Here is a 12,871-nt window from a genome sequence, read left to right on the forward strand (position 1 = left end):
GCGGAGTAGCCGCCTGATTCCGGGTATCGCCGGCTGGGTTCCAGGGATAGCCCGTGGCGTCCTGAGGTGTGATGCCTCACTGTGTCGCCGCGTAGGTCGTTGTGACGAAGACAGGTTCATTTGTGGGTACAGTGGGCGTCACCATCGGCGTGAGCGCACCGCTGGCGCCGATGGTGTACTCGGAAACTGTGTAGTCACCCTCGTTTGCTGCGTACGCATACCTGCCGGTGGGATCGATGGTGACGGAGTAAGGCAAACTCCCCGCGGCCACAGTGGCCGGCACCATTGGTGTGAGCGCACCGCTGGCGCCGATGGTGTATTGCGAGACGGTGCCGTCAATGAAGTTTGCTACGTACGCATACCTACCCAAGGGATCGACGGTGACGGAGATAGGGTGAGTACCCGCAGCCACGGTGGCCGTCGCCATCGGCGTGAGAGCACCGCTGGCGCCGATGGTGTATTGCGAGACGGTGTTATTGCCAGCGTTTGCTACGTACGCATAGCTGCCGGTGGGATCGACGGTGACGGAGAAAGGAAGATTCCCCGCAGCAACAGTGGCCGGCACCATCGGCGTAAGCGCACCGCTGGCGCCGATGGTGTACTGGGAGAGCGTGCCGTCGCTGTAATTCGCGACGTACGCGTACCTCCCGTCGGGATCGACGGTGATGGAATAAGGAGTACTCCCCGTAGGTACAGTGGCCGTCGCCATCGGCGTGAGCGCACCGCTCGCGTCGATGGTGTACTCGGAAACCGTGTTGTCGCTGGAGTTTGCTACGTACGCATAGCTGCCGGTGGGATCGACGGTGACGGAGATAGGCTGAGTCCCCGCAGTAACAGTGGCCGTCGCCATCGGCGTGAGCGCACCGCTCGCGCCGATGGTGTACTCGGAAACCGTGTCGTCACCCTCGTTTGCTGCGTACGCATACCTGCCGGTGGGATCGATAGTGACGGAGATAGGATTGCGCCCCGCAGCCACAGCGGGCGGAGTCACCGGCGCGAACGCACCGCTGGCGCCGATGGTGTACTGCGAGACCGTGTTATTGCCAGCGTTTGCTACGTACGCGTATTCGATACGCGAGCAGGTGACCGCGATGTTGGTGACGTTGACTGTGCCCACCGTGCCGGAGCCATTCGTAACGGTACAGGTCAGGCCCATGGGCTGGGCGTCCATGGTGGCTGCATACTGGCTCCCGGAGACCAGGGCGCCAGCAAAGCTGAATGTACCGTTGGCACTAACGGTAATGGAATCGCTGCCGTTGTCCACCAGCGTCACCTGCGACCCACTGACCAACCCTGTCACTGTGCCGCCGATCGTATAGCTGTGGGGCACCGATGGGGAGCTACTGGTGGGGGAGCTGCCGGTCGTCTGCGCCGGGTCGTCCCCGCCGCAAGCGGCGAGAAACAGGCACAGCGACGCGATGACCGTCTGACACAGCGGTGTGGTTGTCCGTTTTTTCATCTTGTATGGAAAGTAACTTGTGCTTTCAGACAGAAAGGAGGCGTCGACATTTTCTAGTTGCATCGTCACGCGGCACCAAGGTCGCTTGGGAAGCTTGGAGCTCATCGGGGCGCAAATCTGGCCAATCTGACGATGTCCCCTGGAACTCGGCCATGCACATCAGGATGCGCCGCGTGGTTGTCCGTCGTTTTAGAAACTCGGCAAAGATACGAACACGAGGCAAGCAACGCCAGGCCACGAATGTGGACGTCAGGCGTAAGGGCCCACACCAGGTCGGGTGTCGCCGCGTCTTGTCAGATTGTCGACAGATTGGTCCGCCGCAAGTTTAGGCTCTAGTTTCGTCAGGCCTTGCCCGTGCGTCTCAGTTTTTTCGAAAATTTCAGCGGCTGTTTCCGGGGCGGAGCGGTCGCCTATATGGCCGCCTGAGGGCGCTGTCGAACGGCTGAAGGTGGCCGTCGCACCAGTTCGATGAACGTTCCACAGAGAAGACGTCGGAGTCTTCAATGGCCGCTTTCCGGCGACGTGAGCGAACGCGTACTGCCGGCCAGGAGCGGTCCTTCCCAATCAGGTCGCGAGCGTCCGCTTGCTCGCGGCGAGCGGACCTTCGAGGCGCGGCGACTGACGACCCGTCGCTGACCCACTCCAGGGCCCACCAGGCGTGGCGCGTCCTTGAGCACTTGAGCCTCGGTTCGGAACCATGTTCGTGATTGTGGACCACGTGGTACCGAATGTCCTTCAACGTGATTCAAAGGAAGGTTCGGTTCCGAGATAGCGAGGGCAACCTCCTCGGCATTGGGCAAACGCTTAAGTGAGCAGGCCGACGCCATGCCTCAAAGCGCCGCTTAGGGTCAAAGCAGGCTATCGGTGCAAGGGAATCGACTATTGTCGATTTCTTGACTCCCCGCTCGTCGTGCGTATGGGCGGTCGTGTTGCGATGCGCTGCCGATCGGCACCTATAGTCCGTATGGGAAAAAGGAGATTGCGAATGACTTACGTCGATGGATTTGTTGTCCCCGTGCCTACAGCCAACCGCGAAGTTTACAGACAGTTCGCAGAAAGAGCGGCGGCCGTCTTCAAGGAGCACGGCGCGTTGAAGGTGGTCGAATGCTGGGGAGATGACGTGCCGGAGGGCAAGGTGACGTCGTTTCCAATGGCGATCAAGCGCAAGGATGATGAGACGGTGGTGTTCTCCTGGGTTGTCTGGCCGTCGCGCCAGTCGCGAGACGAAGGAATGAAAGCGGTAATGGCCGACCCGCGGCTGCAACCAGATAAAGATCCGATGCCTTTTGACGGCCAGCGGCTAATCTATGGCGGTTTCGAAGTGATTGTCGACGCGTGATGGCAGAAAAACATGGCGCCGGTTCGCGTTGAGACGCTAGCCGACGCCGCAGCCTTGGCATTGAACATCCGCGATGCAACGCGTGAATCTCCTGTCGGACTTACGCTGCTCAGGGCAAGCTGTGAAGTCAGGTATCTGGTTAGCAGCGCACGGTCGCGCGTGACGTATAAGTGACTCCAACGGGTCGGGATGAGTCCTTCGGTGGCCCCGAAAAGAGTCATTCACGCTCGTCCCGCGACGGCGCAAATCTATTGCTTATCCGCCCCCTCATCCAGATCACTCTTAAACTCTGCCTTCCGATGCGATCCGTCGCAAAACGGCTTGTTATTCGAGTACCCGCACCGGCAGAGCCAGACCTCATCTTTCTCGACTTGAATCTGCCTGCCCTCTTGCGTCGTGATCGTGAAATCACCTTTGATGTGATACGGACCGTTGTTCCTCGGGGTGATGATTGCCGTTGCCATATCCGCCTCCTACGAATCGACTGACCGTCGCGAGCCAATCAGAGCCTAACCCTTCACGCAAACCACCTGCCGCAGCGTATGAACCACCTCGACCAAGCTCCGCTGCGCGGCCATCACGGCCTCGATGTCCTTATAGGCCATCGGAATTTCATCGACGACCCCCACATCCTTTCGGCATTCGACGTGCGCCGTCGCCCTGATCTGATCGTCGACCGTGAAACGCCGTTTGGCCTCCTTCCGGCTCATCGCGCGCCCGGCGCCGTGACTGCATGAGCAGAAGCTCTCTTCGTTGCCGAGACCGCGGACGATGAAGCTCTTCGCACCCATCGAACCGGGAATGATGCCGAGCTCACCCGCTCGCGCCGACACCGCCCCTTTCCGCGTCACGAACACGTCGGCGCCGAAGTGCCGCTCCTTCTGTACGTAATTGTGGTGGCAGTTCACCGCGTGCTCGTCGATGGTGAAGGGTTTGCCGATAGCCGTGCGCACCGCGCCGATCACGGCATTCATCATGACCTCACGGTTGCGGCGCGCGTACTCCTGCGCCCAGCCGAGGGCCTCCACATAGTCGTCGAAGTGCCGGCTGCCTTCCTTGAAGTACGCGAGGTCTTTCTCCGGAAGATTTGCAAGGTGTTGACGCATGTCGGCCTGAGCCAGCTCGATGAAAAGGCTCCCGATCGCGTTGCCCACGCCGCGCGATCCGCTGTGCAGCATGAACCAGACGCCGTCATCTTCGTCGAGGCATACCTCGATGAAGTGATTGCCGGTGCCGAGGGTGCCGACGTGCGTGTGGTTGTTCGTGCGCGCGAGGGAAGGATACTTGTCGACGATGTGCTGAAAACCGGGCGCCAGCTGTTTCCAGGCCTCGTCAACGGCCGGCGGCGGACGCGACCATGCACCCGGGTCGCGTCGCCCCGGCGCGCTGCCGTGCGGCACTGCACGCTCGATCGCGCCGCGCACGCCCGAAAGCGAATCGGGCAGATCTGCGGCCGTCAGCGTCGTGCGAACCGCCATCATTCCGCAGCCGATATCCACGCCCACCGCCGCCGGGATGATCGCGCCTTGTGTAGGAATCACGCTGCCGATCGTCGACCCCTTGCCTACGTGCACGTCCGGCATTACGGCAAGGTGCCTGAACACGAACGGCATGCGGGCCGTGTTTCTCAGTTGCTGGCGAGCCGCCTCCTCAATCGCGACGCCCTGCGTCCACATCTTCACGGCCTTGCCGCTTGCCACTTCCATCAGTTGATAATCGACCAGGCTCATGTCTTTGTCCCTTGGTCAGCTTCGCTCATCGGCACGGGTGTCAGTGCGCGGCGTATGACCATAGCGTGAGCCGATTTTTCCTTTTCGACAACCGGCCCGTCACGATAGTCTTCATCAGTTCCGAGCCGATGGCACAGGTCGCTGGAGCTGAATAATCGGCCCGCCGAAAAGGCCAGTTCATGTCGCTCAGCGCGGGATGTCGGATGACCTCTGCTCCGTTGCGGTGACGGAGCTTTCAACGACGGCAGTTGGTCGAAAGTGCGCATCCGCGGACAGCGAGCACGACATTCGCGGTTACGGAGATCCGAATATGCGTGACATCGCGGACTCTCAGACTGACAAGATCACAACCACGCAGTTTGCTGTCGATTGCAAGGTTGAAGAGGGCGAGATCGCGGACTGCATGAGCGTTCTGAAGATGGATCCGGATGGCCCAGACGTCTTTCGATTTGAGCGACGGCTTCTGCCCGACCAGCTTGCCCTTGTTCCATGCCTCAACGAATTGTCCGGTCTTCATCGCAAACTCCCACAGGGATGATGGGAGTTCCATTCTGGTGCCCGACCTCGACGCCCGCTCTGGGCGGATTTGGGCGAGTTTCGCACCCGGCCCGGTCAGGTATTGCCTTTCAGCGATCCAACGGAACATTCACCCGGGCGGCTGCTCCGCATACAGAATGCTGCCCAACGACCTACAGGTAAATTTCGGCCAAAGACGACGTTCGTGTGTCGAGGCCGATATGCCCGCTGATTGCTGCTCACCGGTCGTCCGCGAACGGAGGGAGGCGAACGACCGCTACCGACTTCAACGAACGCGTACTGTCGACCCTGATGGGACGGTTAGATTGCTCGACAACGGACGTTCAGTAGCGCGGGAAAGGAGCGTCGCAGTCGCCTTACTATCTGTTTTATGGAGACTCAAGCGACGTCATTGTGGAATTGGCGGAATGAGGAATCCCTCTTTCTGCAAATCGTCGAAAATTTGTGAAACCAACGTGCGAACTTTCACCTCATTCAATGGAACTTGGTCCGGAAGACGGCCATCATGAATACGATAATCGCTATGCCAGTACTCTGTGCCAGTTGACGAATCGCGAAATATTGCGTGGAAAATGAAGTCGCTTTCGCCGCCCCGCACGTCCAGATTGCCGCCTTTAACGAACAAGACAAGTTCCTTCGCACTGCCTCGTTGTGCTGCGTCGTACCGACCCGGCCCATGCGGCAGTCCAGGCATGGAGTTCGCGCCCGCAACGGCGATAGTTGCTTCAATGCCTTTCTCGCGCGCCACGTCCGGAACTACACGCTTCATTTCATCCGCAATGCGGTAGTACCCATCCCTCTGGAGAAGCGGAACCGGCGAATTGACGGGCAAACCTCCTCGTTTTGCTGTTAAGGCTGCCTGCACATAGACCACGCCTAGGTTCGATACCGGGCCAGTCGGACGCTGCAGTACTTCTGAAGTGCCGTGGATGCTACCGATAGTAAGACAGCCGGACACGAGCAACGCAGAAAAGCCAATAGATAGTCGTTTCATTTGTTCTTGATGTTGAGGAAATCGCAGCCTGCTTTCAGGCTGCGACAGTGCGCACCGGAATCCCATTGCCGACGTTTACGGCAGCTGCTTTGAAATCTGCAGCCCGCGATTGGGTGGCTTTGACGATTCCAGGCATTGCGCTTTCGATTTTGTAGTCCGTTGATTGTCGATACTGCTGGTGCGCGATTGTCGACGATTTCTGCTTTGATAGCGAAGGTCCGTTCGTGGCCGAACCCAGAGCTTCGGCAGCCGGCCGAGGCCGCTCACACGCCCCTCGGCCGCGAACTTCGGTAGTCAGCCCTTACCGCACCTTCGCCTCGCGAGAAATCACCCGCTAGCGGGCCACGCTTGCCACCCCGAACCGCCAGTCGGCACGTGAACGCTCATCCTCCTCGCGGACCGGCTGAAAGCGCTGCTCGGGCTGGACGCCAACGCGTTTGCCTGTACTGGAAACGCCAACAGCTCAACCTTTTCCGCAGCTCGCCGATATACCGCTCGAACGCAGCGTTGAGTTGGACAGACGCGACGACACTTGCCGGAGCGGCGAGTGGACAAGGACAGTTTCCTGCGAAACCCGCTCGCCGAACGGGCGAGCGGCGCCGGACACGCTCCGAAGACGCCCCCTCCCGATCGAAGAATCTACCAGCCCATAGCGCGCATGCCAGCACGACACGGAAGGCAGCCACAGGAACCCTCTGTCGGTCCCCATGTAAAGCCCATCAGGTTGTCTACGCTGCGTAGCCCGGGCCAAACCGCAATCCCCCGATTCAGATGCCTCTGGAGGGCACGCTTCACAATCATGAAACGAATCTATGCCGCGTTCCTCGCCGCACTGCTGATCGCTACGCTTGCGCCGGAGTGCCAGGGACAGTACACCACCGACTGGGTGGCGAACACTTTTGGGAGCAACGCTACCCGCGTGGGTAGCGTCGCGCGCTCCATGTGGATAGCGCCCGAGGGCGTCATCTACACGGCTTCCATGTGGGACGAAAACGAAGGTGGTGTCGCGATATACCAGAACGGTCAAAGCCTGGGGTCCATAGGAGGTCACGGCGAGTTTCAGGGCAGCGCCATTACCGGTAATGCAACTTCGATCTTCGCCGCTCTGCAATTTAATACCGCTTACGGCAGCGGCACGGTGGGGCGATACAACCGAGCCACTCAAACTCGTGACTTTCTCATCTCGGTCAGCGCGACAACGACCGAGCCGCGGGCTGATGTCATCACGGGACTCGCGACGTCGGGCTCGCTCCTTTATGCAAGCGATTTTCCTGGAAATCGCATCCGCGTCTACACCACCGACGGCGTCTGGCGGCAGGATATCGCGGTCGCAGGCCCAGGCGCGCTCGCGGTGGACAGCGCAGGAGACATCTGGGTTGCGCAGAAGAGCGCGGGCGCGATCCTCGAATTCAATCCGGCCGGCGTGCTCGTGAACACCATCCAGATGTCCGTCGCTTCTCGACCGTCCTCCCTGTATCTCGATTCGTCGACCGGGGTTCTCATGATCGGCGACGCGGGTCCCGACATGAACATCAAGATCTATAACACTTTGGGCATTCCATCCTTGATCAGTACATTTGGCATTCAAGGGGGATATCTCGATACGACAACGGGAATCAAAGGCCAGGTCGGCGACAAGCGTTTTACCCGCGTCACCGGCATCGGCAAAGACGCCGCCGGCAACCTGTACGTGCTCAACAACCCGTGGGGCGGAAGCTGGGACCTCGGCCGCGACGGCGGCACCGACATTCACTCCTACGACAGTTCTGGGCACCTGCAATGGAAGCTTCAATCTCTGAACTTCGAGGGGGTCGCCGCTCCGGACCCGGCTACTGACGGCGCGTACTTCTATGGAGCAACGAACATCTACACCGGCACCGCTGGGGGAACCTTCGTAGCGAACACTGTCGATCCGATCGACTATCCATCCGATCCACGCATCAACATCAACGATCGCACACGGGGTGAGCACTTCGGCCAACTTGCCACCGTCGGCGCCAACCGGATCCTCGTGGCCTCCAGCCAGAATCCCGATACCTTCTACTTCTTCCACTTCAATGCTGCGCAAGGCTACATCGCAATACCGGACGTCACGCTTCCGGGGACGGCGTTCAATACGACCGCACCGGTCAGGGACGGATTTTGCCTCGACAGCAAAGGGGACGTCTGGGCTGGTTTGGACAAGACGAATGCCATCTGGCACTATCCGCTGACCGGCTTCGATGCCAACGGTCAGCCGAGTTGGGGAGCAGGCATTGCAACGCCCATTCCGGGCACGATCACGCCATTGACGCGGATCATCTACCTGCCGGAAAGCGACACGATGATCCTGGCCCAGGGAGTTGTCGGGAGCGCGGACTGGACGTCGATCGGAACGCGAATCGAGGTGTATCACGGCTGGCTCGCAGGCAACACGACCGTTCCCAATCCCATAATCAACCTCACCAGCGCCAATCCCAAGTCGATCACGGCGACCGGCAACTATCTCTTCGTCGGATACGTACACACCGTACCCAACATCGATGCCTTCAATCTGACTACAGGCAGCCTGGACACCACGTTGATCAACAGCAACCCCAACACCGTGTACGTCGGCAATGACGTAGATTCGATGTACGGCCTTAGATCATACCGTCGGTCGACCGGGGAGTACGTGATCACGAAGGACAACTACAACGGAACCAGCGTCGTCATTTATCGCTGGACACACTGATCAGCGATGCCCGTCGCAGTTACGCCCCGGCGCGCACCCCACGTCATGTCGACTTGTTGACGTTGTTTCTTTCCACAGGAAGGGTTCGGCCAGAAAATCCGGTGCGGCCTGCATTGCATCAATTTCCTTGACGGAACGAATTATCGAAGGATCCAGCCCGAGCCGCTCCATCTCCGGCGTCGGTCTCATCATCTTCGGGTTGGCACCCGGTTCCTTCGCTTTATCTGACGGTTGGCTTAAACGCATTTTCGGAGCGGTTAGTGGCGGCCTATTCAGCCAGAAGCGCTCACCGCCGGCGCCCTCCCATAAAGTTTTCTTTCAATCGGCCGTTAGCTCGACACACACACCCTTCGGAACGCGGAGCACCGTTTGAAAGATATGAGATTTGCTGCATCGATCGTTGGGATCACGACTGCGCTCTATTTGTCCGGATGCACGACGACTGGACAGACACAGATCGCTGCTCGACCGGTTTCTCACGCTTCACAGTCCGCTGCGGTTGTCACAGCACCGCCCTCCCGCGCTGTCGTTACCGCGAGGCCGGTAGTCGTGGAGGAGGTAATCCCGGAAACCAACGACGTGTATATCTCGGCTGCCTCGAACTCCGACATCGTGTTCGTTGGGGGAAGCACGTACATCTGGGCAAAGGGGCCGGACGGGCGACGCCATCGTCATTTCTACAGTCTCGGCGATAGGCGCCGGGAGGTGTTTCGTCGGCGTGACAATCTGCGTTCGGTCGTCGGCCATCGTCCCGAACGTCCGCCAGCAAAATACGCGGGGCACGGCTCTGGTCGCCAACGAGAAGATGCCCGTCGCCCGCAGCGATTCCATGCCAACAGTACGCCAAGCCACAATCATTCGTCCACGCACCGTCAGGCAGCTGACGATCAGTCACACCACATTGATTCGCACCATTCAGCACCAAAACCAGGTCAATCGGTCCGCGATGCGTCCGCCGCGCGTAACGGTGTACGACATCACCCCGCCCCCAGTGTGTAGCCGGCAACACCCTTCTCACTCTTTCGCACACGCTGCCGTGCAGGCCTTTGCAAAGTCCCGATACGACCGTAGCTGCCGGTCGAGAAGCGACGTCAGGTGCTCGACCTGCCGGGGCCGAGCCGACGCCTGAGTGTCCAATCGACGACGAATGTGAACGGCGGATTGTGGCCCGAGAGTACACGCTCGCACAAACCTCAGGTAGGCGGTCGCTGAAGATTTCAACGCCCGGTCTGGGGACGTTCGTCGAACTGGCGCAATCGGCCAGGAGGAGTCGCTCGCATCTGTGTGTCGAACGCGTCCGCTATCGCCCGCAGACACCAGACATGCCGGCCTTTGACGTGTCGAAATACAGCGAGCGACGCCGAGGCATGGTCAAAGATGACTCGGTGACGCTCCGCCCGTAAGATCGAGATCGCATTTCGAACGCACGACCGGCGCTAGTAAATTCGATGCGCTTAGTCGCACCATCACATGCGAATCACATCCATCACCGTCTTCTTCTTGTCCTTGAACTGATAAATCGTGATCGCCGCATCCTTCAGATCGCCGCGCGGATCGAATGCAATTTTACCGATCACGCCGTCATACTGCGTGACGGGCATCGCGGCGAGAATCTTCTCGCGATCCGTCGAATTGGCGCGCTTCATCGCGTCGTAGATCACGTAGACGGCATCGTAGGCGAACGGCGCGTACGCATCGATCGGCACCTTGTAGCGCGCCGTGTAGCGGCGGTCGAACTCCTGCCCCTTCGGCATCTTCGACAGCGCGAGCCCTGCTTCCGAACACACCACGTTGCCGATCGCATCGCCCGCGAGACTCACCATCTTCTCCGTGCAGGCGCCGTCGCCGCCCAGCACCCTCGCCGTCATGCCGAGATTCGCCGCCTGCTTCGCGAGCGGGCCAGCCGTTGCGTCGGAGCCGCCGTACATAATGACGTCGGGCCGCAAGCCCTTGATCTTCGTGAGGATCGCGCGGAAGTCGGTGGCCTTGTCGTTGGTCGCTTCGCGCGTGATGATCGTGCCGCCATTGGCCTTCGCCGCCTTCGTGAATTCATCGGCGAGCCCTTGTCCGTATGCCGTCGAATCGTCGATCACGGCAATTCGTTTCGCGTGCAGCGAATTGAGCGCGTAGCGTGCGAGCGCCGGCCCCTGCAAGGCATCCGTCGCTACGACGCGGAACGTCGTCTTGTAGCCCTGCTGCGTGTAGGCGGGGTTCGTCGAGCCTTGCGAAATCTGCACGACCTGCGCCTCGCTATAGATGCGCGACGCGGGAATCGATACGCCCGAATTGATATCGCCGACCACGGCCACCACGCCTTCGTCGACCAGCTTCTGCGCGACCTGCGTTCCCGTGCGCGGGTCGGCCGCATCATCCTGCGAATCGAGTTGCAAACGCACCGGCTTGCCGCCGATCACGGGATGCTGACTGTTGATCTCATCGATTGCGAGGCGCGCAGCGTTTTCGCTGTCCTTGCCCATGTTCGCGAGTTGCCCGGTGAGCGGCGCCGCGTGACCGATCAGCACGACAGCGGGAGTGGCATCGGCGGCGTAGGCCGGTGCCTGCATGGCGGCCAGCGCGACGACGCCGGCCAGAGAGCGGAAGTTTTGTTTCACGGGCTGCCTCACATCGGTTATGAAGTTGAATGAGCGCTATGGTTTGGATCGCGCCTGAAATCCAGTATTCGTTCGCCGTAATTGCGCGTCCAACGAGAAATTCTATTTGCCGCCGATAAACAAACGTTATGCAGTCGCGACGTGCGCGCTTTGCCGTAGCAAGGCTTCGACGCTGCGCCCGATCGCGAGAATCGATGCATCGGCGAGCGCCGGTCCGCAGATCGACAGACCCACGGGCAGCTCGCCTTCGCGATGGCACGGCAGCGTCAACGCGCAACCGTCCATGAAGTTGACGACGCTGGGATTGCGCAGCACTTTTGCGTTCGTCCTGAAGAAGGCTTCGTCGTCGTTTTCGACCTGCACAATGGCCGGCGGCACGACTGCGACGGTCGGCATCAGCCATGCATCGAAGCGCGCGAGCCGTGAGCGCGAGTCGCGCACGAAGCGTTCACGCGCGGCAAGCAGGTCGATATAGTCGGCGGCGCTGCGCCCTTCGCCGACGCGCAAACGCTGCAGCACGCGCGGGTCGTACGCGTTGGCATCGCGTGCGACGTGCTCGCGGTGCCACGCCCACGCCTGCGCGGCCGTGACGCCCGCGAGCGGATAGCGTCCCGCCACGTCATGCAGTTCGGGAAACGCAAAGCGCTCCACCGTGGCGCCCGCACGCTGCAACATGCCGATTGCGCGGTTGAATGCGGTGCTCACCGTTGCATCGAGATCGTCTGCTACATAGTCCGACGTCACGCCTAGCCGAAGTCCTGTGAGCGGCCGCGGCGCAGTATCGAGCGCTTGCCCGGACACAATGCCGTCTATCAACACACAACAATCAACGCTGCGCGCAATCGGCCCGACCGAATCGAACGATGACGACAGCGGCACGGTGCCCACGAGCGGCACACGCCGCGCAGTCGGCTTGAACCCGACCAGGCCGCAGAACGCGGCAGGAATGCGGACCGAGCCGCCTGTATCGGTGCCGAGCGCGGCGGCGACGTGTCCCAGCGCAACGGACACCGCTGCGCCCGAACTCGAACCGCCAGCAAGACGCTTTGCGTGCGCGGGATTCATCGGCGTTCCGTAGTGAGGATTCAAGCCGAGACCGGAGAACGCGAACTCGCTCATATTGGTGCGACCGACGAACACCGCGCCCGCTTCGCGCAAACGCGCGACGGCCGCGGCATCGCGCACTGCGGGCGCGGCGTCGCGCAGTATTCGTGATCCCGCTGTCGTCACCTGTCCTTTGATGTCGAACAGATCCTTCACCGAAACAGGCACGCCCGCCAGCGCGGATGGCACATAGCCACGCGCGCGAAACGCGTCGCTAGCGTCGGCGGCTTCGCGCGCCGCCAAGCGGTCGATATGCGTGTAGGTCGCGCCGCCGCACGCAAGATCGGCGTCGATGGCCGCGAGACTCGCGTCGAGCAGTTCGCTGGCCGACAGGTCTTTCGTCGCGAGCGCCTTGCCGGATTCACGGATGGTGCGCATCGCCA

9 protein-coding genes and 1 pseudogene are annotated in these 12,871 nt (G+C 60.7%); 2 read left to right on the forward strand and 8 right to left on the reverse strand.

What is annotated here, in order from left to right; all coding sequences use genetic code 11:
* Positions 1 to 76: 76 nt before the first annotated feature.
* Entirely contained in the window at positions 77 to 1,564 is a 1,488-nt protein-coding gene (locus L0U81_RS25640) for a beta-propeller fold lactonase family protein (RefSeq protein ID WP_233807160.1), read from the reverse strand.
* Between the two features lie 880 nt (positions 1,565 to 2,444).
* On the opposite strand from L0U81_RS25640, the gene L0U81_RS25645 reads away from it, so the two are divergent.
* Positions 2,445 to 2,798 carry a DUF1428 domain-containing protein gene (locus L0U81_RS25645; RefSeq protein ID WP_233805612.1) on the forward strand — a complete coding sequence of 118 codons (354 nt, stop codon included), beginning with the start codon at positions 2,445 to 2,447 and terminating at the stop codon, positions 2,796 to 2,798.
* A gap of 248 nt (positions 2,799 to 3,046) precedes the next feature.
* On the opposite strand, the gene L0U81_RS25650 is transcribed toward L0U81_RS25645, so the two are convergent.
* The 4 genes and pseudogenes from L0U81_RS25650 to L0U81_RS25665 all read right to left on the reverse strand — a co-directional run bounded on the left by L0U81_RS25650 (position 3,047) and on the right by L0U81_RS25665 (position 6,059).
* On the reverse strand, positions 3,047 to 3,262 hold the full coding sequence (locus L0U81_RS25650; RefSeq protein WP_233807163.1) for a CDGSH iron-sulfur domain-containing protein: 216 nt from the start codon (positions 3,260 to 3,262) through the stop codon (positions 3,047 to 3,049).
* 45 nt (positions 3,263 to 3,307) lie between these two features.
* Positions 3,308 to 4,528, reverse strand: coding sequence for an RtcB family protein (locus L0U81_RS25655; RefSeq protein ID WP_233807165.1), 1,221 nt, complete (start codon positions 4,526 to 4,528; stop codon positions 3,308 to 3,310).
* Positions 4,529 to 4,838: 310 nt separating this feature from the next.
* Positions 4,839 to 5,045 (reverse strand): annotated as a pseudogene (locus L0U81_RS25660) (tyrosine-type recombinase/integrase); the annotation flags it as partial.
* Between the two features lie 408 nt (positions 5,046 to 5,453).
* Complete coding sequence (locus L0U81_RS25665; protein ID WP_233807167.1) at positions 5,454 to 6,059, reverse strand: hypothetical protein; 606 nt, start codon at positions 6,057 to 6,059, stop codon at positions 5,454 to 5,456.
* A 799-nt stretch (positions 6,060 to 6,858) separates the two neighbouring features.
* On the opposite strand from L0U81_RS25665, the gene L0U81_RS25670 reads away from it, so the two are divergent.
* Positions 6,859 to 8,772: an SMP-30/gluconolactonase/LRE family protein gene (locus tag L0U81_RS25670; RefSeq protein WP_233807170.1), complete on the forward strand. Its 1,914-nt coding sequence runs from the start codon at positions 6,859 to 6,861 to the stop codon at positions 8,770 to 8,772.
* Here the strand turns inward: L0U81_RS25670 and L0U81_RS25675 are convergent, their stop codons facing one another.
* From L0U81_RS25675 to L0U81_RS25685, 3 genes are all read right to left on the reverse strand, one after another.
* Positions 8,773 to 9,018: a hypothetical protein gene (locus tag L0U81_RS25675; RefSeq protein ID WP_233807172.1), complete on the reverse strand. Its 246-nt coding sequence runs from the start codon at positions 9,016 to 9,018 to the stop codon at positions 8,773 to 8,775. It lies immediately after the preceding gene.
* 1,220 nt (positions 9,019 to 10,238) lie between these two features.
* Complete coding sequence (locus L0U81_RS25680; RefSeq protein WP_233807953.1) at positions 10,239 to 11,336, reverse strand: branched-chain amino acid ABC transporter substrate-binding protein; 1,098 nt, start codon at positions 11,334 to 11,336, stop codon at positions 10,239 to 10,241.
* A gap of 174 nt (positions 11,337 to 11,510) precedes the next feature.
* Positions 11,511 to 12,866 carry an amidase gene (locus L0U81_RS25685; protein ID WP_233807175.1) on the reverse strand — a complete coding sequence of 452 codons (1,356 nt, stop codon included), beginning with the start codon at positions 12,864 to 12,866 and terminating at the stop codon, positions 11,511 to 11,513.
* Positions 12,867 to 12,871 lie beyond the last annotated feature (5 nt).

It is taken from the genome of Paraburkholderia sp. HP33-1 (assembly GCF_021390595.1).
Lineage (GTDB): Bacteria > Pseudomonadota > Gammaproteobacteria > Burkholderiales > Burkholderiaceae > Paraburkholderia.

Coding starts and splice junctions, on each gene's coding strand:
- L0U81_RS25640 (WP_233807160.1), bottom strand. CDS start 1,564: ATGAGCTCCAAGCTTCCCAAGCGACCTTGGTGCCGCGTGACGATGCAA.
- L0U81_RS25645 (WP_233805612.1), top strand. CDS start 2,445: ATGACTTACGTCGATGGATTTGTTGTCCCCGTGCCTACAGCCAACCGC.
- L0U81_RS25650 (WP_233807163.1), bottom strand. CDS start 3,262: ATGGCAACGGCAATCATCACCCCGAGGAACAACGGTCCGTATCACATC.
- L0U81_RS25655 (WP_233807165.1), bottom strand. CDS start 4,528: ATGAGCCTGGTCGATTATCAACTGATGGAAGTGGCAAGCGGCAAGGCC.
- L0U81_RS25665 (WP_233807167.1), bottom strand. CDS start 6,059: ATGAAACGACTATCTATTGGCTTTTCTGCGTTGCTCGTGTCCGGCTGT.
- L0U81_RS25670 (WP_233807170.1), top strand. CDS start 6,859: ATGAAACGAATCTATGCCGCGTTCCTCGCCGCACTGCTGATCGCTACG.
- L0U81_RS25675 (WP_233807172.1), bottom strand. CDS start 9,018: ATGCGTTTAAGCCAACCGTCAGATAAAGCGAAGGAACCGGGTGCCAAC.
- L0U81_RS25680 (WP_233807953.1), bottom strand. CDS start 11,336: ATGCAGGCACCGGCCTACGCCGCCGATGCCACTCCCGCTGTCGTGCTG.
- L0U81_RS25685 (WP_233807175.1), bottom strand. CDS start 12,866: ATGCGCACCATCCGTGAATCCGGCAAGGCGCTCGCGACGAAAGACCTG.